The organism is Rhizobium sp. YAF28 (assembly GCF_052113285.1).
GTDB lineage: Bacteria > Pseudomonadota > Alphaproteobacteria > Rhizobiales > Rhizobiaceae > Rhizobium.
Map to the genome: position 1 here is coordinate 186,731 of NZ_JBFRCX010000010.1, position 19,151 is coordinate 205,881.

16 protein-coding genes are annotated in these 19,151 nt (G+C 62.0%); 2 read left to right on the forward strand and 14 right to left on the reverse strand.

The window, feature by feature from the left end:
* Positions 1-145 precede the first annotated feature (145 nt).
* Both AB4Z13_RS23185 and AB4Z13_RS23190 read left to right on the forward strand, forming a co-directional pair.
* Complete coding sequence (locus AB4Z13_RS23185; RefSeq protein WP_113319535.1) at positions 146-1,504, forward strand: M24 family metallopeptidase; 1,359 nt, start codon at positions 146-148, stop codon at positions 1,502-1,504.
* A 74-nt stretch (positions 1,505-1,578) separates the two neighbouring features.
* Complete coding sequence (locus AB4Z13_RS23190; RefSeq protein ID WP_025668423.1) at positions 1,579-2,049, forward strand: cupin domain-containing protein; 471 nt, start codon at positions 1,579-1,581, stop codon at positions 2,047-2,049.
* Between the two features lie 3 nt (positions 2,050-2,052).
* Here the strand turns inward: AB4Z13_RS23190 and AB4Z13_RS23195 are convergent, their stop codons facing one another.
* From AB4Z13_RS23195 to AB4Z13_RS23260, 14 genes are all read right to left on the reverse strand, one after another.
* Complete coding sequence (locus AB4Z13_RS23195) at positions 2,053-3,666, reverse strand: GMC family oxidoreductase (RefSeq protein WP_442206910.1); 1,614 nt, start codon at positions 3,664-3,666, stop codon at positions 2,053-2,055.
* Positions 3,667-3,674: 8 nt separating this feature from the next.
* Positions 3,675-4,892 (reverse strand): mandelate racemase/muconate lactonizing enzyme family protein, encoded by a 1,218-nt coding sequence (locus tag AB4Z13_RS23200; protein WP_442206911.1) that lies wholly within the window; start codon positions 4,890-4,892, stop codon positions 3,675-3,677.
* An 11-nt stretch (positions 4,893-4,903) separates the two neighbouring features.
* On the reverse strand, positions 4,904-6,322 hold the full coding sequence (locus AB4Z13_RS23205) for an aldehyde dehydrogenase family protein (protein ID WP_442206912.1): 1,419 nt from the start codon (positions 6,320-6,322) through the stop codon (positions 4,904-4,906).
* Between the two features lie 96 nt (positions 6,323-6,418).
* Positions 6,419-8,008, reverse strand: coding sequence for a dipeptide ABC transporter ATP-binding protein (locus AB4Z13_RS23210; protein ID WP_442206913.1), 1,590 nt, complete (start codon positions 8,006-8,008; stop codon positions 6,419-6,421).
* Positions 8,005-8,850: an ABC transporter permease gene (locus AB4Z13_RS23215; RefSeq protein WP_439016368.1), complete on the reverse strand. Its 846-nt coding sequence runs from the start codon at positions 8,848-8,850 to the stop codon at positions 8,005-8,007. The genes AB4Z13_RS23210 and AB4Z13_RS23215 overlap by 4 nt, the downstream gene beginning before the upstream one ends.
* Before the next feature lie 7 nt (positions 8,851-8,857).
* The gene (locus tag AB4Z13_RS23220; protein ID WP_439016369.1) at positions 8,858-9,817 is read right to left on the reverse strand and encodes an ABC transporter permease; all 960 of its coding nucleotides are present in this window, start codon (positions 9,815-9,817) and stop codon (positions 8,858-8,860) included.
* Between the two features lie 53 nt (positions 9,818-9,870).
* The gene (locus tag AB4Z13_RS23225; RefSeq protein ID WP_439016370.1) at positions 9,871-11,496 is read right to left on the reverse strand and encodes an ABC transporter substrate-binding protein; all 1,626 of its coding nucleotides are present in this window, start codon (positions 11,494-11,496) and stop codon (positions 9,871-9,873) included.
* Positions 11,497-11,532: 36 nt separating this feature from the next.
* Positions 11,533-12,543, reverse strand: a complete 1,011-nt coding sequence (locus tag AB4Z13_RS23230; protein WP_113319529.1) for a LysR family transcriptional regulator — start codon at positions 12,541-12,543, stop codon at positions 11,533-11,535.
* Positions 12,543-13,988, reverse strand: a complete 1,446-nt coding sequence (locus AB4Z13_RS23235) for an NAD-dependent succinate-semialdehyde dehydrogenase (protein WP_113319528.1) — start codon at positions 13,986-13,988, stop codon at positions 12,543-12,545. The genes AB4Z13_RS23230 and AB4Z13_RS23235 overlap by 1 nt, the downstream gene beginning before the upstream one ends.
* A gap of 1 nt (position 13,989) precedes the next feature.
* A complete protein-coding gene (gene fae / locus AB4Z13_RS23240) occupies positions 13,990-14,499 on the reverse strand; it encodes a formaldehyde-activating enzyme (RefSeq protein ID WP_113319527.1) in 510 nt (169 codons plus the stop codon).
* A gap of 33 nt (positions 14,500-14,532) precedes the next feature.
* On the reverse strand, positions 14,533-15,528 hold the full coding sequence (locus AB4Z13_RS23245) for an aldo/keto reductase (protein ID WP_113319526.1): 996 nt from the start codon (positions 15,526-15,528) through the stop codon (positions 14,533-14,535).
* Positions 15,529-15,633: 105 nt separating this feature from the next.
* Positions 15,634-16,806 carry an ABC transporter permease gene (locus AB4Z13_RS23250; protein WP_113319525.1) on the reverse strand — a complete coding sequence of 391 codons (1,173 nt, stop codon included), beginning with the start codon at positions 16,804-16,806 and terminating at the stop codon, positions 15,634-15,636.
* Complete coding sequence (locus tag AB4Z13_RS23255) at positions 16,803-18,014, reverse strand: ABC transporter permease (protein WP_439016372.1); 1,212 nt, start codon at positions 18,012-18,014, stop codon at positions 16,803-16,805. The genes AB4Z13_RS23250 and AB4Z13_RS23255 overlap by 4 nt, the downstream gene beginning before the upstream one ends.
* 1 nt (position 18,015) lies before the next feature.
* Entirely contained in the window at positions 18,016-19,002 is a 987-nt protein-coding gene (locus AB4Z13_RS23260; RefSeq protein WP_113319523.1) for an efflux RND transporter periplasmic adaptor subunit, read from the reverse strand.
* Positions 19,003-19,151 lie beyond the last annotated feature (149 nt).

The following is a 19,151-nucleotide window of genomic DNA, read 5'->3' on the forward strand; positions in this document are numbered from 1 at the left end:
CGAGCGCTTTCCAACCTGTCATGGCGTGATAGCGCACAGAAGCGCATCTTCGCTATCGGAAACTTGCAATCATCCACTTTCGCGGCACTGAAACCGGTGCCACCAGCCCTTTTCGCTTCAATGCCAGCTTGAATGGAGGAACTGTATGGCAATCACCCTTTCACCCATAACCCTGCCCGCTTTTGGCCCTGTCAGCGCCGAGCAGCCACAGATCCCGGCGGAGACCTACGCCACCCGCGCCGACGCCGCGCTAAAAGCTGCTGGCACCGATTGGCTGGTGGTCTATGCCGACCGCGAGCACTTCGGCAACATCATGTTCCTCTCCGGCTTCGAGCCACGCTTCGAAGAGGCCCTGCTGTTGCTCGGTCCGAAGGGAAAGCGGGTGATCATCACGGGCAACGAATCCGAGAGCTACACGGTGCTCGCCCGTCTGCCTGGCATCGAGGTGCTGCGAGCCCAGACCTTCAGCCTCATGGGCCAGGACCGCAGCCAGAACCCGCGCCTGGCAGACCGTCTGCGCGACGCCGGCATCGGCAAGGGTAACAGCATCGGCCTCGTCGGCTGGAAGTATCTTTCGGCGGAGGAGGATGAGGATCACGCAAACTGCTTTTTCGTGCCCGACTTCATTGTCTCTGCGCTGCGCCGCTTGGCCGGCAAGATCACCGATGCGACCACCGTTCTCATGCATCCGGAGACCGGCTTGCGTGCCGTCGTCGATGTCGACCAGCTCGCCGCATTCGAATGGGCTTCGGCCCGCTGCTCACGCGCGCTCTGGCGCGTCGTCTCAGGTGTTCGCGAAGGCGACAGCGAGTTCGAGGCACTCGGAAGACTGGGCTATGAAGGCGACCCGCTGAACCTTCACACGATGTTCGCCTCTGTCAGTTCCGGCGAGGCCATCGTCGGCCTGCGCAGCCCGACGGCACGGCGTGTAAAGAAGGGTGACGGCGTGACGACTGCCCTTGGTTACTGGGGCGCCCTCTCCTCCCGCGCCGGCCTGCTGACCGACCATGATGACGCCTTTCTGAAACCCGCCAAGGCCTATTTCGAAGCTCTGATCACCTGGTACGAGACGGCCGATATCGGCACGACCGGTGGCGATCTCTTCACAGCAGTGACCGGGAAACTGAAATCTGCCGGCCTGAACTCGGCGCTCAATCCCGGCCATCTCGGCAGCCACGAGGAATGGCTGCATTCGCCGGTCCGCCCAGGCTCCACCGAACGCCTGCGCTCAGGCATGCCGTTCCAGGTCGACGTCATCCCCGTGCCCATGCCAGCCGGCTGGGCGTTGAACTGCGAGGATACGATCGCCTTTGCAGATGCAAAGCTGAGAGAGGCGATCCGCACGAAGTACCCTGAGATGCACGCCCGTATTGCTGCTCGCCGCGCCTTCACGGCGGATAAGCTCGGCGTCGCCCTGAAAGACAGTATCCTGCCCCTGTCGGACACGCCGCTCTACCTGCCACCCTTCTGGCTGAAAGCGAACCATGTGCTGATCCGCGAATAGCGCGTAAAGGATCGACGGCCCTTGGCTGTCGATCCGACCTTACCTAAATTCAGCTTGAAAGCAGGAGGAGCGGCATGAGCGACGATCACAAGCATATCGACTGGCGCGAACATGGCGTGAAGGTTATTCCCGGCAATGCGCTCGATCCGAATACGGCGCAGACGCCGGGCATGAACCGCGCGACCGCTATCAACAATGCGCGCGCCGGGGCCGAAAAGATCTGGGCCGGCACAGTGACGATCCATGCCAATGCCAAGACCGGCGCCCATCATCACGGCGATCTCGAAAGCATCATCTATGTGGTGAAAGGCAAAGCCCGCATGCGCTGGGGCGAAAACCTCGAATTCACTGCAGAAGCCGGCCCCGGCGATTTCATCTACGTGCCGCCTTTCGTTCCTCATCAGGAAATCAATGCCAACCGTGACGAGACGCTGGAATGCGTGGTCGTGCGCTCGGGCCAGGAACCGGTGGTCGTCAACCTCGACATCGAACCGGTCGAAAAGCCCGAGGACGTGCCGTGGATCGACCCGATCCACCGCCACTAGCTCTCAGGCAGCGGCGAGGATCATCGCTGCACCTTTTTCCGCCACCATCATCGTCGGTGCGTTGATATTGCCGGCCGTGATGTTCGGGAAGACCGAGGCATCGACAATCCGCAGCCCGGTGATGCCGTGCACCCTCAGGGAGGCGTCAACCACGGATGTCGTGGCATCCGGCCCCATCGAAGCCGATCCGCAGAGGTGGTAGATCGAACCGGAATAGCCGCGGAAATAGGTAAGCAGTTCCTCATCCGTCTGGGCCTCCACCGAAGGCGGCATCTCCACTTCAGTGATCGCCCGCAGGGCCGGCGCTTCCATGATCCGGCGCACCAGCCGGCTGCCCTGAATGACCTCTTCTTCGTCATGCACAGTGCCGAGATAATTCGGCCTGATCTGTGGCGCTTCCGTCATCTCGGGCGAGACGATGCCGACCGTGCCGCGGCTCGTCGGCCTGCAGGAATTGAAGGCGAGAAGGAAACCCGAATAGGGCTCCGGCTTCAGACCTGCCTTCGGATCCGTTGGAATACGATAGGAGAGCGGATTGAAATAAAGCTGGATATTCGGTCGCTCTTCATCCGGGCTGCCACGCAGGAAGGCGCCGGCCTGGTTAACGCTGAGCGCGAGCGGCCCGCGCCGCGTCAGGATATAGCGCAGTGCCTGCCGCGCCTGACCGAACAACGTTCCGAGCTCGTCGTTCAGCGTCGGCACGGTGGAGCGATAGTAGAAGCTGGCACAGAGATGATCCTGCAGGTTCTTGCCGACGGCCGGCAGGTGCCGCAACAGCGGAATGCCCAGGGATTGCAGATGCGCGCCGTCGCCGATGCCGGAGAGCTGCAACAGCTTCGGTGTATCGACCGCACCTGCCGAGAGGATGACTTCCTGTCGGGCCGAGTAGTTTGTTATGCCGCCGGGGCCGATCACTTCGACGCCGGTCGCGCGGGCTTCCGCATCGACGATGATGCGCCTTACCCGGCTGTTGCGCAGGATAGCAAGATTGGGCCGTCCGAGCGCCGGTTTGAGATAGGCGAGCGATGATGAGGAGCGAACGCCGTTCCGCGTATTGATGTCGTAGATGCCGGCGCCTTCGATGCTTTCGCCATTGAAATCCGCGTTCAGCGGCATCTGCAGTTCGGCGCACGCCTCAAGGAAACGGTCGGTAATCGCATGCGATTGGCCGCGCATCGGCGTCACATGGATCGGCCCGCCGCCGCCATGATATTTGCTCTCGCCGCCCGCATGCGTCTCCAACTTGCGGAAGAAAGGCAGCACGTCTTCATAACCCCACCCGAGGTTGCCGGCAGCCTTCCAGTCGTCGAAATCATCAGCCGCGCCGCGCACGAAGATCATCGCATTGATGGAGCCGGAACCGCCCTGCACCTTGCCGCGTGGCGCATAAATGCGACGGCCGTTGAGCGCGGCCTCCGGCTCGCTCCAGTACATCCAGTTGACCTTCGGATCGTAGTAGGAGCGCGCATAGCCAACCGGGACACGAAACCACGGCGAACTGTCATTGCCGCCGGCTTCGATCAGCAGCACATTGTGCCTGCCGCTCTCACTGAGACGTGCGGCTAGAATGCAGCCGGCCGAGCCGGCGCCGACGATGATGTAATCGTATGTCGTCATCTTCGTTCTCAGCCGCGGGCCGGCGCAAATGCCTTCACGTCGGCGGGCTTGTCATCCATTTGCAGATGGAGTCGCTGCCCTTCGTAGGGCGAGTGTTTCGCGACGACATCGAGATTGAGCTCCACGCCCAGCCCCGGCTCGTCTGAGGGGATCAGGTAGCCGTCCTCGAAGCGCAGCGGTGTCTTCAGGATCTCCGCGTAGAAGCCCGAGAAATCGACGATCGCCTCATGGATCAGGAAATTCGGCGAGGAAGCGGCAAGCTGAATACTGGCGGCAGCACCGATAGGACCATTGTAGAGATGCGGCGCGATCTGCGCGTAATAGGCTTCAGCCATGCCCGCGATCTTCTTGGATTCCAGAATGCCGCCGGCGCGCGCCACGTTCATCTGCAGGATGGAGGCCGCACCCGTTTCCAGCACGCGCTGGAACTCGTATTTCGTTGTCAGCCGCTCACCCGTCGAAATGGGGATCGAGGTCTTGCGAGCAACCTCCGCCATCGCCTCTTCCTGGCCGGGAGGCACCGGCTCCTCGAACCAGAGCGGATCATATTTCTCCAGCCGCTGCGCCAACCGGATCGCCGAGGACGGCACCATCTGCCCATGCGTGCCGAAGAGCAGATCGGCACTGCTGCCGACGGCCTCGCGAATCTTGGCGCAGAACTCCTCGCAGCGGTCCATGACGCCGAGCGAAACCTGATGGCCGGAATAGGCGGTATAGGGACCGGCCGGATCGAACTTGACGGCGGTAAAGCCCATCTCGACCATCTTCACCGCGCATTCGGCGGCAAGATCCGGATCGTTATAGTCATATTCGCCGGCGGCATTCTTCGGATAGAGATAGGTATAGGCGCGCAGCTTCTCGTGCACGCGCCCGCCGATCAGCTTGTGCACCGGCTTGCCGGCGGCCTTGCCGATAATGTCCCAGCAGGCGATCTCCAGGCCGGAGACGATGCCCATCATCGTCGGATCCGGCCGCTGGGTAAAACCGCTCGAATAGGCAAGCCGCCAGAAGCGCTCGATATCATGCGGATCGTGACCGAGCAGGTATCGCTGGAAGACATCCTCGATCAGAGGCACCAATGCCCTCGGATGGAAGGCAGTCGAGTAGATTTCCCCGACACCCTCGATACCGTCGGCCGTCGTCAGCCGCACGAAGATCCAGTACATGCCGCCGATATGTGGCGGCGGGACGGCGACGACATGGGTGGAAAGCGATGCGATCTGCATGGCCATTATCCTCAGTGCTTGAGTATGACGAGGCGTGTCTGCGTGAATTCGAGCATGCCGTGTTTGCCGTCATCGCCGCCGAGACCGGAGCGCTTCCAGCCGGCGTGATAGCCCTGATAGGGATCTGCCGGAAAACGGTTGACGTAGAATTCACCAGCCTCGATCGCGTCGGAAAAGCGCATGATCGTGCGGTGATTGTTGGTGAAGAGCACCGAGCTCAGACCGAACTGATGATCATTGGCAAGCGCCAGCGCCTCCTCGGTCGTGTCATAGGCGACGACTGGCAGAACCGGCCCGAATATTTCCTCGACAATGATCTCCATGTCCTGACGGCAATTGGACAGCAGCGTCGGCGGATAGAAGAAGCCGGCGCTTTCAGGCAGGATACCACCCGCCTCGATGCGCGCGCCCTGCTCCACGGCCTTCAGGACGGCCTTGTGCACATTCGTCTGCGCAGACTTGGTGGCGAGCGGCCCGACGCGAGACGCATCGACTGAGCGGTCGCCGAAGGCGCGTACAGCAAAACCGGCCTTCAGCTTGGCAAGCAGCGCATCATGGATGGAGCGATGAACATAAACACGCTCCGGCGCGGTGCAGAGCTGACCGCAATGATTGGTCTTGGCGGCGACGAGCTGGGCGGCAACAGCATCGAGATCGGCATCCGGCTCGATGATAACGGGCGTCTTGCCGCCGAGTTCCAGCGACGGCTTGGCGATGTTCGCCTTGCAATAGTCAAGCACGACCCGGCCCGCCTGCAGGCTGCCGGTCAGGGTGATCATTCCCACCTTGGGATGGGTGCAAAGTGTGGCCGCAACCTCGTGCGACATGGTGAGAATGTTGATAAGCCCCGCGGGCAGTCCCGCCTCAGCCACGGCTTTGGCAATCTCGAAACCCGAGGTTGGCGTCGAATTGCTCGGGCGCACGACGACGGCATTGCCGGCAATCAGCGCCGGCGCAATCTTCCGCACCAGCGTATAGATCGGGAAGTTAAAGGGTATCAGGCAGGCAACAACACCGATCGCCTCGCGCTTCAGAAGCAGCGTCTCATTGGTATTGTCGCTCGGAATGATCTCGCCCTCGATGCGCCGCGCCCATTCGGCGTGGTAGCGCATCAGCTCGGCGCCATAGATCGCCTCGCCCGTCGCATCGGCAAGGCTCTTGCCGGATTCAAGCGCCAATGCCGCGCCGATCTTTCCCGCCCGCTGTTCGATGACGGCAGCGAGCTTCCGCAGCCCGTCGCCGCGCGCAATCGCCGGCAGCGCCCGCCATTCCTTCTGTGCCTTCGCCGCGGCCTCGACGGCCTCGATAGCCTCGGCTGCAGTCGCCGAAGGTACCTTGGCGAATTGAGCTTCCGTTGCCGGATTGAGCACCGGCACCAGCGTGCCGGAAGACCGGAATTCTCCGGCGATGAAATTGCGATATTCCGTCATGACGGTATCCTCAGGACAATAGCTAACCACGCGCATGCCGGCCTCTGCCGACCATGCGTTGAAACGAAACGGTGTGCCGTCGCCCGGAAGCGGCGGCTAGAACGTGCTGCGGCCCGGCGCCGCTTCTAGAAGTGTTCTCGTATAGGGATGCGTCGGCGCCTGCAGCACCTGGGCCGCACTGCCGCGCTCGACGATTTCACCCTTCTGCATCACCACGATCTCGTCGCTGATCTGGGCAGCAACGCGCAGGTCGTGGGTGATGAAGACGATGGCGAGCTGCAGCTTCTCCTGCAGCTCGCGAAGCAATTTCAGGACCTGTGCCTGCACGGAGACGTCGAGCGCCGAAACACTCTCGTCCGCGATCAGCACATCCGGCCGCATGGCAAGCGCCCGGGCAATGCCGATGCGCTGGCGCTGCCCGCCGGAAAAGGCCGATGGCTTGCGCCAATAGGCACTCTTCTGCAGACCGACGAGATCGAGCAGCTCTTCCGCCCGACGCCGCGCCTCCCCTGCTTCCATGCCGGCGAGCTGGGCGGAGCGTGCAATCATCGGCCCGACGCGACGGCGCGGATTGAGCGAGCCGAATGGATCCTGGAAAATCATCTGGATCGACCGCCGCCGGGCGCGCAACGGCGCCGGCGCAAGGCCGAGAAGATCGGCGCCCGCCACTTCCACCCGGCCGCTCTTCGGCTCGATCAGGCGGATCATCGCCTTGGCAAGGGTAGACTTGCCGCAGCCGGATTCACCGACGATGGAGACCACGCGGCCCGGCGACAGGCTGAGCTCCACATGTTTCAAAACCTGGACGCTGCCGTAGGAATGCTGCAAGTCGTGCACGGCAAGCACCGGCGCTTCACCCTGCGGAGGAGCCGGACGATCGTGCGGCTTCAGGCTCGGCACGGCGGCGATGAGCTCTTTGGTGTAGGGATGGTTCGGCGCTGTCAGCACCTGTCTTGCCTCGCCGATCTCGACGATCTCGCCGTAGCGCATGACGGCCACGCGGTCGGCAATATCGGCAACGACACCGAAGTCATGCGTAATGAAGAGAATGCCATGGTCGTGCATATTGCGAAGCTCGCGCACGAGCTTCAGCACCTGCGCCTGCGTCGTGACGTCGAGCGCAGTCGTTGGCTCGTCCGCAATCAGCACACGCGGGTTCATGGCAAGCGCCATGGCGATGACGACACGCTGGCACTGGCCGCCGGAGAGCTCATGCGGATAGGCCTTAAGGATACGATCAGGGTTCGGCAGATGCATGGATTCGATCAGCGCGCGGGCACGCTTTTTGCGCTCGGCGGCATCGAAATCCGAATGCAGCTCGAAGACTTCCTCAATCTGCGCCGAAACCGTCATCGCCGGATTGAGCGAGGCGATCGGCTCCTGGAAGATCATGGCGATATCACTGCCCCTGACGGCGCGGAAAGCCCTCTCGGAGAGGCCGACGAGATCGGTATCGCCGAGCATCACTTTGCCGCCCGCAATCTTCAGCCCCTCCGGTACGGCCCCCATCAATGCGGCCGACAGAACCGACTTGCCGGACCCGGATTCCCCGACAACGCAGAGAATTTCACGCGGCCTGAGATCGAAGCACGCCGCCTTGACGGCATAGGGCCTGTCGGCGCCCTTCGGCAGCGCGACACTCAGATTTTCGACCCGAAGGATCGGTTGGCTTTCGTTGCTGCTCATGCACGCCTCCCCTGCGCTTCCGAGACTTCTCGCAATCCGTCTGCCAGCAGGCTCAAGCCCAGCATCAGCGACGAGATCGCAAGGCATGGAAAGATGACGAGATGCGGGAAGGCGATCGCCATGGCGCGGCCTTCATTGACCATCGTACCCCAGTCCGGCGTTGGTGGCGGCAGGCCGAGGCCGAGGAAGCCGAGCGTGCCGATGGTGATCGCCGTGTAGCCGAGGCGCAAGCAGAAATCGACTGCGAGCGGGCCGCTGGCATTGGGCAGAATATCGAAGAGCATGATGCGCCAGGTGCTTTCGCCCTGTGTCACCGCAGACGCCACGAAGTCGCGGCTCGACACATCGATGGTAATGCCGCGCACGATGCGGAAGATCGCCGGCGCACTACCGAAGGTGACCGCAAGCACGATGTTGAATGGCGAGGAGCCGACAACGACGATGATGACGATATAAAGCACCAGAACCGGGAAGGAGAGCACCACATTGGCGATGTAGGACAGGACCGCATCGATCCAGCCGCGCCAGTAGCCGGCGATAAGACCGAGCGCCACGCCGACCACATAGGCAGTCACGGTCGCAAGCGTCGAGAACACCACGACAGTGCGTGCGCCATAGATCAGGCGTGAGAGGATATCGCGGCCGAGCTTGTCGGTGCCGAGCCAGAATACGCCGCCTGTCGGAGCGGCAGTACCGGGCTTTGCCAGTGGCAACAGCGTGCGGATCGGATCGAAGGGCGCAAGGATTGGCGCAAAGATCGCCACCAGCAGCCAGCCAATCGTCAGGAATCCGCCGATCAGCACGACCGGATTGGTGAGATAGGGTGTTACAGCTTTCCGCATGCCGCCCTCACTTCCGTCCCTTGGCTGCATCGAGCAGCGAGACACGCGGATTGAGCCAGCCATAGGCGAGGTCGGAGAGGATCTGCGTCGCGACGACGACGACGACGCTCACCATCGCGCAGGCTTCGACCAGGCGGATATCGCTATTGAGCGCGGCGTCATAGAGAAGCGTGCCGAAGCCCTTATAGGCATAGAAAACCTCCACGACGATGACGCCCGAGAGCAGCCAGGGAAACTGCAGCATGATGACGGTAACCGGCGTGATCAGCGCATTACGCAGCGCATGGCGCCAGACGATACGCGCCGTGCTGGCGCCCTTCAGTCGCGCCGTGCGGACGTAATGCGTGCCCATGACTTCGATCATCGAGGCGCGGGTGACGCGCGCCAGGTAACCGGTGGAATAGAAGGCGAGCACCAGCACGGGCAGAATGATCTGCTGCAGCGAGAAACCTGATAGCATGGTGCTGGCACCTGGCAGCCAGTGCAGCCAGAAGACGAAGACGGCCGAGAAGAAGACGGCGGAGGCGAAATCCGGGATCGAGGTCGTGGCGATCGCAATGAAAGAGACGATACGATCGAGAACCGAACCCTGACGCATGCCGGCAACGATGCCCGCAAACAGGCCGACGGGCACGATCACCAGCAGCGCACCGCCGGCAAGAATGCCGGAAGCCGCAAGTCGGTCCGGGATAAGCTGCGCAACCGGCGCACGGTAATAGGTGGACATGCCCCAGTCGCCGGTCACGAAGGACCAGAGCCAGCGGCCGTAGCGAATGATGAAGGGGGCATCGTAACCGTTGGCAGTCAGCCACTGGGCGCGCTGAGCTGGCGTCGAGAACTGGCCGAGGACCTTGACGGCGACATCGCCGACATTGACCTCCAGTGCCAGGTAAACGAGCAGCGACACGGTGAACATCACCGCGAGTGCGCTTGCCAGTTTACGAAGAATGAAACGGAAAACGGTCACGAACCACCTCTTTGCCGGGTCGGGGCCGCCGCGATGAGCGGCCCCGCCGAAGATCAAGCCTTGGCGAGCCAGACGCCGTCCATGCGGAAGTAATCCGCCGGATGGAGCACGAAACCGTGGACGGTGGTGGCTGCGGCGCTGAAGCGGTTCGGCCAGTAGGGTTGAATGATGACCCCGGAATCCTGCAGGATCTGCTCGACATCCTTCATGGCTTCGGGACGCTTGGCCGGATCGACGACGGCGAGAGCCTTGTCGAGCGCGGCGTCGAATTCCTTGCTGGCGAAATGGCTCTCGTTCCAGGCACCACCGGAGCGATAGGCAAGATCGAGCGTCATCGCACCGAGCGGACGGTGCGCCCAGTATGTCAGACCGAAGGGAACCTTGTCCCAGATCGGCCAATATTGCGAGGCCGGCAGAACATTGAGCTTGAGCCGGATGCCGGCTTCGGCAAGGTTCTGCTGCAGCACCTGCGCAGTGTCCTGCTCCCAGGTGCCCTGCGTGTTACCAAGCGTCAGCTCAATATCCAGGCCGTCCTTGTGGCCAGCTTCTGCAAGCAGGGCCTTGGCCTTCTCGACATCGCGGGTAACCGCCGGCAGCGCGAAGTAATCGGGCTGAACCGGCGAGACGTGGAAGTTGGCGCCCACTTCGCCCTCGCCACGATAGGCGACGTCGAGCATCTGCTTGTTGTCGGCGGCAAGCTGCACGGCCTTGCGGACGCGAACATCGTCGAACGGCTTCTGATCGGACTGCATGCGCATGACGAGCGTATGTGCCGCCTTGCCGGTCAGGATCTGGATGTTCGGCAGCGACTTCATGAGATCGTATTCGGCGATCGTCGCGCGGTAGATGATATCGATCTGACCGCTCGAAAGCGCTGCGAGATGCGTGGTGATATCGGTGCCGAGGTCGATGTACTGGATGCCATCGAGATGAACAGGCGTGCCCCAGTAATCCGCGCGCTTGGAGAACACGGCCTGACGGCCGACTTCATAACTTTCCAGCTTGAAGGGACCGGTACCAACAGGATTGGCCGGCCAGTTGGCGCCGCCCTTGACGAAATCGCGGTGCAACATCGGGCAGGTGTAGGAGTAGAGCTGTTCGGGCAGCGAGGAAACCGCGCGCGACAGCGTGATGCGGACCGCATGGTCGCCGGTCTTTTCCACCTTCTCGACGGCCGAGAAAGCGGTCTTGTTGGAAGACTGCGAGTCCGGAGCGATCCAGCGCTGAATATTGAAGATCACGTCTTCGGGCGTGAAGGCATCGCCATTCGACCACTTGGCGCGCTCGTCCAGCTCGAAATCCCAGGTCTTGAGATCGGCAGACGGCGTCCAGCTCTTGGCGAGATAGGGATGGGTGACGTTGTCGGCATCGACAAAGGTCAGGAATTCGAGGCTGTTGCGATAGAGGTTCGAAGCCTCGATCCAGCTCGTCATCATTGGATCGGTCAGTTCCTGGATCTGGCAGCCGAAACGCAGCGTACCGCCATCAGTAGGCGTTTCCTGCGCAAGAGCCGGCTTGCTGTCACCGAGGAAGGCGCTGGCGGAGGCCGCCGTCACACCGAGCCAGGCGACGGCACGCAGGAAACCGCGGCGATCGATCTTGCCGGCACGGACCTGTTCGCACAGTTCCGGCACGGAGGGATGCAGCGGGTTGCCGCTGTTAGTTTTCAATTCAGTCATGATCTGCCTCCTCCTTGAATGGCAGTATGGTCGCTATCAGACACCCTCTGTGCCAGACACGATGCGCAGGGCGGGCTTTTCACCGTCGTTCACCATACGATTGCTAAAGCGGCTGATGATCCAGGATCGAAACCCTGCAATCAGAGGATCCACCAGCCCTTCCGCATCGGTCTTCAGGTAATAGCCGAAGCCTTCGTAATAGTGTGCGGTGACCGGCGCAACCAAGCGGCCGCTTTCTATTTCCTCCCGAAACAGCGCCGGGTCCGCCAGTACCAGGCCCTGCCCAGACAAGGCGTACTGAACCCCGAGGCTGGCGCTGTCGAATGTCACGCCGCGCGCCACGGAAACCCCGCCGAGACCGTTCTGCACAAGGAAGCGCTGCCAGGTGAGGTAGGGCTCCATGTCGACGATCTTGATGTGGATGATCTCGTTTGCTCCAATGAAGGCCGCAAGGTCCGAAACCGCTCCCTGCATCAGATCGGCCGGCACCAGATCAGGATGGCACAGGATCGTCGGCCGCTCCTCCCAGAGCAGGTCGGTGACCCATTCATCGACGGCCGGCCGCGTATAGACGACCGCCACGTCGAATTCGCTGTCCGGCACCCCGTAGGGCGTCGAAACCTCCAGAAGCACTTCCGGGAAACTGCGCCGGAAATCCGTCAACAGCGGCACGGTAAGCTTCATCGCAAAGCTCGGCGGCAGGTTGATGCGCAGCTTGCGCTGGCGCTGTTCCTCCGGCGCGCAGACTTCCTTCAGCGCCTGCTCTATACGGTCGAAACCCTTGCCGATACCGGCCGCGAGCGAGCGTCCGTCATCCGTCAGCGTTGTGGCCTTGTGCCCGCGTTCGAAAAGCTTGCGCCCGATGCTCTCTTCCAGACCGATGACATGCCGCGAAAGCGCGCTCTGCGAAATATTGAGCGCTGCGGCCGCCGCCGTGAAGCTGCCGTGATGCGCAACAGCCTCGAAGGCCCGGAGCGCGTTCAGCGGCAACCGGCGGCGATCGACCGCCGGCTCCTTCTTCGTCTGTGGAGAGCGATCCTCCGTCATTATCCCGCAAGCCCGCCGAACAGGACGTATTTGCTCTCGAGATATTCATCGAGCCCTTCGCTGGCACCTTCACGGCCAAGGCCAGACTGCTTGACGCCGCCGAATGGCGCAACTTCCGTCGAGATCACACCCTCGTTGATGCCAACCATGCCCGCTTCCAGCGCTTCGGCGACACGCCATGCGCGGCCGAGATTCTGGGTGAAGAAATAGGCCGAGAGGCCGGTTTCCGTATCATTGGCGAGGGCGATCGCCTCTTCCTCACCCTTGAAGCGGAAGAGACCAGCGACCGGGCCGAAGGTCTCTTCGGTCGCAAGCGCCATATCCTTCGTCATGCCGGTGAGCACGGTCGGCGCGTAGAACAGGCCGCCGCGCTCGTGCTGCTTGCCGCCTGTCAGCACCTTGGCGCCCTTTTCGACGGCGTCGGTCACATGCCGCTCGACCTTCATCAGCGCCGGCGCATTGATGAGCGGACCCTGAGCCACGCCATCCTCGACGCCGGGCGCGACCTTCATGGCCGCGACGGCCTTGGCAAGCGCCTCGGCGTAGCGGTCATAAATGCCGTCCTCGACGAGGATACGGTTCGCGCAGACGCAGGTCTGTCCCGTATTGCGGAATTTGGAGGCGATCGTGCCGCGCACCGCCTGATCGATATCGGCATCGTCGAAGACGATCAGCGGCGCATTCCCGCCGAGTTCAAGGCTGATGCGCTTCACCGTATCGGCGCTCTGGCGCATGAGCAGCTTGCCGGTCGCCGTCGATCCCGTGAACGAGAACTTGCGCACGACGGGGCTCTTCATCCAGACGACGACGACATCGGCCGGCGACTTCGTCGTCACCACGCTGACCACACCAGCGGGAACGCCGGCCTGTTCGCCGAGACGGGCAAGCGCCAGAGCCGAAAGCGGCGTATCTTCCGCCGGCTTGATGATGATGGTGCAGCCGGCAGCAAGTGCGGGACCGACCTTGCGGGTAATCATCGCCAGAGGGAAGTTCCATGGCGTTACAGCCGCGACGACACCGACAGGCTCCTTCATCACGACGATGCGCGCATCGACCTTGTGCGACGGCACGACGCCACCATGCGAGCGGCGGCCTTCCTCGGCAAACCAGGTGAGGAAACCGGCCGCATAGGCGACCTCGCCACGCGCTTCAGCGAGCGGCTTGCCCTGCTCAGCCGTCAACAATCGGGCGAGGTCTTCCTGATTGGCAAGCATCAGATCCGCCCAGCGTCGCAGCACGGCAGAACGCTCCGAAGCGAGCGTCTTGCGCCAGGTCTTGAAGGCCTTCGCTGCGGCGTCGATCGCCTGCTGCGCTTCCGCCGCACCGCAATCCGGCACGGTCGCAAGCTCGCTGCCATCGGCGGGATTGAGCACGGCAAAGCGCTTGCTGTCAGCAGCACTTCCCCAGCCTCCACCGATCAGCGCATTGTCTTCGACAAGCTTCATATCAGGCGACCTTCGGCGTGAAGAAAGGATTGCCGACCGTTGCCACGCCTTCGGCAAGCTCGGCACGCGACGGCCAGCCCTTCAGCAAAGCGCGCTTGGCGGCAAGATGCGTTGCAGCCTTGTTATTATGATATACCTCTTCGGCGTCGTTGGCCGAAGGATTGACCCAGACGGCGGCAATCGCGACCCAGTCATCTTCAGCTTCCGCCGGCAGCGAACCATCGAGCAGCGCTGCAGTAATACCGGCGGCGACACCGGCCTGCGCCGGACCCCAGGTCATCAGCTCATGCGACGAACCCGATTCCATCACCGCCTTGGCGATGAAGAGCGTCACCGGCTTTGCCGGCAGGTTTGGCTTCAGCACTGCCTGGAACGGCAGGTGGCCAGGACCGGGACTCGCTGCCGCCCCGGCGAGCGCGCCGGAAATCGGGCCGTTCTTCGGGCCGATGTAGAGATTGATATGGGCAGCGTTCGGGCCGGAACCCTCGAAGCCTTCACCAATATAAAGCATTGAAATCTCCAGTAGCGATGCGAGTCGAACCCATTATGCCTTCGAAAGGGCGCGCGGGCGACGGACCGGGTTATAGTCATTGATCATGTCGCGCGGGCGGTAGGGCTCTTCCAGGAAGGCACGCTCTTCGCCCGTCAGCTCGATCGCAGCCGCTTCGATGGCAGCAGTGACATGCTCGGGGCTCTCCGTGCCGACGATTGGAACCGTGCTGTTGCCGGAACCGATGACCCAGGCTTGGGCGATCTGGCTGGCCGTCTTGTCGCGCTTGGCAGCGATCTCGTTGACGCGCTTGGCGATCTCCTGGTCGATCTCATCGCCGAACCAGTCGAGATAGAGGTCATGGGCGATGCGCGGCGCCGAGCCGCCGCCGGCGAGATAACCGCGGGCGAGCGGCGAAAAGGTCGTGACCGCAATGCCCTCATCCTGACAGTAAGGCATCATCTCGCGCTCTTCCTCCCGGTAGAGCAGCGAATACTGGCACTGCATGTTGACGAACCGCGTCCAGCCATTCTTGTCGGCGACATGGTTCATCTTGGCGAACTGCCAGGAATACATGGTGGAAGCGCCGATGTAGCGTACCTTGCCCGACTTCACGATGTCATGCAGAGCGTTCATCGTTTCTTCGATGGGTGTTTCCGGATCGAAGGCGTGGATGACGTAAAGGTCGACATAGTCGGTGCCCATCTGCTTCAGCGATTTGTCGATGGAGGCCATCAGATGCTTGCGCGACAGGCCCTTGTCGTTCGGATCGTCGCTCATCGGATAGAAGGCCTTGGTGGCGAGCACCAGCTTTTCGCGTTCCGTCAGCGACAGCAGTGTGCGGGCCACGACCTGCTCGTTGACGCCGGTCGAATACCAGTCCGCCATGTCGAAGAAATTGATACCGACATCGAGCGCCTTCTTCAGGATTGGCACCGATTTTTCTTCGTCCAACACCCAACCCTTCCACTTGGATGTCCCGATACCCATGGTACCAAGGCAAAGCGACGAAACCTTCAGGCCGGTCTGGCCAAAGCGCACATATTCCACAGCAATGTCCTAAAAGTGTTTCTCCCTCCTAAGACTATGCCGTGGCGACACTATTGTGACAAATAGGTTTATTCGATGCGGCTATCTCAAAATGAGATGGCGCCATCAACCGCCCGCAGGGGCCTGTGCCGCAGGCTTTTCCCTTGCGGACCTGATGTCCAGCAGCACCGCGACGAGCCCGTAAACCGCAGCAAGTATCCACAGCGTAAGGAACGGTTCCCTGACCGCCTGAAGCGGAGCGCCGAGCTGCGACACCTCGACGATGCCGTTGATGGCACTTGTGCTTGGCAGCAGAACGGTCAGCGCCCGCAACGGCTCGGGTATGGCTTCGCTCGGCCATGAAAAACCGGCAAGGAACATGAAAGGCAACCCGAGCGTGGCGCAGACGAGCTGAACGACGAGCGGCTTGCGGAACAGGGAGGCAATCACCATCCCGAGCGTGGCAACTGCCAGAACGAACGGCAGGCAGAAAGCAAAGATCGTCAGCAAACCACCCAACCGCGGAATGCCGTAAAGGTAAGGCAGCACGATCAGATAGAATGGCAATACAATCGCCTCGATAACGAGATAGGCAAGCAGCCTGCCGCCGACGCGGGCAAAGGGGCCGGCCGCCGAGGCGGCAGGATCCCGCGCCGCCGCATCATTGCCGATCGTTCCAAGCAGGCCAACGCCGATCAGCAGCGTTTGCTGCAGGATCAGAACAAAGGCTGCAGGCAGGATATAGGTCGCATAGCCGCCCTGCGGATTGAACAGTGCGACCGTCGTCAAAGGCATGGGATCGGGGGCAGCTGCCGCCAATACCGGGTCGATATTGGCCGCAATCAGCCGCGCCGTCTCGATTTCCGCGCCCATGGTCCTCGCAACGGCCACGACGGCGCCGGAAATGCGCTGATAGATCAGGAAATAGCTGGCGTCCCCATAAAGCGCGACCGGCGATTGCCGCCCATGCAGCAGATCACGTTCGAAATATTGCGGGATGACCAGAATGCCGTAAAGCTGGCGTCCTTGCACCGCCCGCTCGGCACTGACCTGATCCGGCAGCATCGCGGCCACTGCGACATCGCTCGACGCATCGATACGGCGCACCAGCTCACGGCTGCTCGTCGTATCGTCGAGATCGACGACGGCGATCGGCACGTCGCGCAGCGCCTCGTTTGCATAGGGCTGTGGGTAATAGAGGGCATAGATTAGTGGCCCGAAGACCAGTACCGCGAGTGCCGGGCGCAGAGTGAGGATGCGGATCAGCTCGATGCGGAAGATCGCCAGCAAGGCCCTCATGGCGTGACCTCCCTCAGCCGCTGCGCCACCTGTCGCTGCCGGCGAATGCGGAACAGTTCCAGCCGCAGCGCCGTCACGATCGCCAGCACCAGAACGAATATGCCGAGCACCATCAAGGGCTTCAGCGACAGATCGACCGGCGTGCCTCGGATCGTCTGATCGATCCTAGCCGTCAGATACCAGGTGCCAGGAATGAGCTCGCCCCACCAGTAGGAGAAGTCGTTCATCGCCAACCGCGGAAAGCCGATGCCCATATAACCGAAGGATGGTGCGAACATCAGCGTGCCGATGCTGATGGCGCTTGCGACCGGCCGCAGGAAAAGCGCCAACAGCACACCGATGAACTGGTTCGCGAGAATGAAGAGCAATCCGGCCACGACGAGGATCCAACGCTCGCCCCTGAGCGGCATGTCGAGCACGCCGAAAAGAATGGCGTCTGAAAGACCGAGAACCACAAGGAAGATCAGTGTGTAGGGTAGCATCTTGCCAGCCATTGCCGGCCACAGACCGCCGCCAAGCCGCCGCAGAATGACGAGACGGTGCGTTGTTTCGGCATCCATACCAACCGTGTAAGCCATGGTGGTAACGATCACCACTTGCAGCAAGGCGGGCATCAGCGCTGCGAGCAGAAAATGCGCATAGTTGAGCGTCGGATTGAAAAGCGGATTGACCTGCACGGGGATCGGCGAAAGATCGGCCTGCGCAATATCGACCGGCTGCCCCTGCGCCGTGCGCAGCGACAGGCGGATGCCGGCGGCCACAGTCGGCACGGCAGCACTGACGCCCCTGAGCGTAAGATTACCTGTTGTCAGCGTCTGCGTATTGTAAAAGAACACCACCTCGGGACGCCGGCCGGCGAAAACATCGCGCTCCAGATTGCGTGGCAGCATCAGTAGTCCGTGAACCTTGCCGGACAGGATCAGCGCACGGCCTTCCGTGAGGTCGCTGACATTGACTGCGACAGCGGTATCCGGCGTCGCATCGACTGCGCGAATAATCGTTCGCGAAAGATCGCTGCCGTCGAGATCGAGCACGGCGATCGGCAGCCGTGTCGCCAGTCCCGCGCTGAAGACGATGGCAAGTACGCCCATCAAGAGCAGCGGCAAGAGCGTCGTCAGGAAAAGCAGAAACGGCCGGCGATAGAACCAGTCGAACTCCCGCCGGAACACCAGGAGGAAGCCGGGACGAAGCCCGCCGGGCGGCTTCATCTCAACGCCCCGCCGGCGGCCAGGAGGCGATGACGCTCATGCCTGGCCGAAGCCCCTCGACGGGATTGACCGGAACGGCGCGTACCTCGAAGGTGCGCAGGTCGAAATCGCCGGTCGCGCGTGTCGCGCGCCAGGTCGCATATTGGCCCTGCGCGTTGATCATCGTCACCTTGACCGGGATTGGACTGCCGGCAAGCGCCGGAACGGTGACGTCAAAACCGTCGCCGACCTTGAGTCCCTTCAGCAGGTCCTCGCGAAGATTGAACGTGAACCAGGGATTCTGCAGGTCGATAATCGAAAACAGCGGCGAACCGGCGCTGAAATTTTCGCCGAGCTCGGCGACGCGCGTCGTCACCTGACCGGAGATCGGCGCATGGATGACCAGTTCTGAAACGTCCACTTGCCGCTGGTTGAGGGACGCACGTGCCTGCTCCACCTGAGCGGCGGCAAGCGCCTTTTCTTCCTTACTGGAACCGGCCGTCGCAAGCCGTGCATTGGCGGCTGCGGATTCCTGCTTGCGGATCGCGGCCTCCAGGTTACGGGCAGTCTGATCGACCTGCGCCTGCGTCGAAGCGCCTGTCGTGATCAACCGCGCCTGACGGGCGGACTCTTCCTGATAAAGCGTGACATCGGCGCTTGCTGCGGCAAGCTCGGCATTGGCCGCATCGATAGTTTCGGGACGCGTGCTGTTGACACGAGTGAGGTCGGCCTCTGAAACGCCGACTGCCGCTTCAGCCAAATGCAGCGCCGCCGTCAATTGCGGGCTTTCCAGTTCGGCAATAACGGTGCCCTTCTCGACATTGTCACCGACATCGGCGTTGAGTTTGAGAATACGGCCAGCGACGCGCGGGCTGATATCGACGCGATTGGCGGAAACCTCGCCCTGCACCACCAGCGGCGGTGGTCGCGTCGCAAACCACAGGAGAACACCAAGAACGACGAGGGCTACAATTCCCACAACTGCCCGAACCATTCCTGCTACCTTCATCGGTGCCCCCGTTCAGATGGAGTGTTCCGGCTGAACTGTGTCTCAGGATTATCCCTCTGGCAATATGACAAGCGTGCTGCGACTCCTTGCACGCCGTAAAGTCGTGATCGTGTCCGAGGAATTTTTACGGTTCTGCTTGCCATCTGCAG

What these genes read in the sequence shown, in the direction of transcription:
- AB4Z13_RS23185 (WP_113319535.1), top strand. Translation starts at nt 146, where the DNA reads ATGGCAATCACCCTTTCACCCATAACCCTGCCCGCTTTTGGCCCTGTC.
- AB4Z13_RS23250 (WP_113319525.1), bottom strand. Translation starts at nt 16,806, where the DNA reads ATGAGGGCCTTGCTGGCGATCTTCCGCATCGAGCTGATCCGCATCCTC.
- AB4Z13_RS23255 (WP_439016372.1), bottom strand. Translation starts at nt 18,014, where the DNA reads ATGAAGCCGCCCGGCGGGCTTCGTCCCGGCTTCCTCCTGGTGTTCCGG.
- AB4Z13_RS23210 (WP_442206913.1), bottom strand. Translation starts at nt 8,008, where the DNA reads ATGAGCAGCAACGAAAGCCAACCGATCCTTCGGGTCGAAAATCTGAGT.
- AB4Z13_RS23230 (WP_113319529.1), bottom strand. Translation starts at nt 12,543, where the DNA reads ATGACGGAGGATCGCTCTCCACAGACGAAGAAGGAGCCGGCGGTCGAT.
- AB4Z13_RS23225 (WP_439016370.1), bottom strand. Translation starts at nt 11,496, where the DNA reads ATGACTGAATTGAAAACTAACAGCGGCAACCCGCTGCATCCCTCCGTG.
- AB4Z13_RS23235 (WP_113319528.1), bottom strand. Translation starts at nt 13,988, where the DNA reads ATGAAGCTTGTCGAAGACAATGCGCTGATCGGTGGAGGCTGGGGAAGT.
- AB4Z13_RS23200 (WP_442206911.1), bottom strand. Translation starts at nt 4,892, where the DNA reads ATGCAGATCGCATCGCTTTCCACCCATGTCGTCGCCGTCCCGCCGCCA.
- AB4Z13_RS23215 (WP_439016368.1), bottom strand. Translation starts at nt 8,850, where the DNA reads ATGCGGAAAGCTGTAACACCCTATCTCACCAATCCGGTCGTGCTGATC.
- AB4Z13_RS23190 (WP_025668423.1), top strand. Translation starts at nt 1,579, where the DNA reads ATGAGCGACGATCACAAGCATATCGACTGGCGCGAACATGGCGTGAAG.
- AB4Z13_RS23195 (WP_442206910.1), bottom strand. Translation starts at nt 3,666, where the DNA reads ATGACGACATACGATTACATCATCGTCGGCGCCGGCTCGGCCGGCTGC.
- AB4Z13_RS23205 (WP_442206912.1), bottom strand. Translation starts at nt 6,322, where the DNA reads ATGACGGAATATCGCAATTTCATCGCCGGAGAATTCCGGTCTTCCGGC.
- AB4Z13_RS23260 (WP_113319523.1), bottom strand. Translation starts at nt 19,002, where the DNA reads ATGAAGGTAGCAGGAATGGTTCGGGCAGTTGTGGGAATTGTAGCCCTC.
- fae (WP_113319527.1), bottom strand. Translation starts at nt 14,499, where the DNA reads ATGCTTTATATTGGTGAAGGCTTCGAGGGTTCCGGCCCGAACGCTGCC.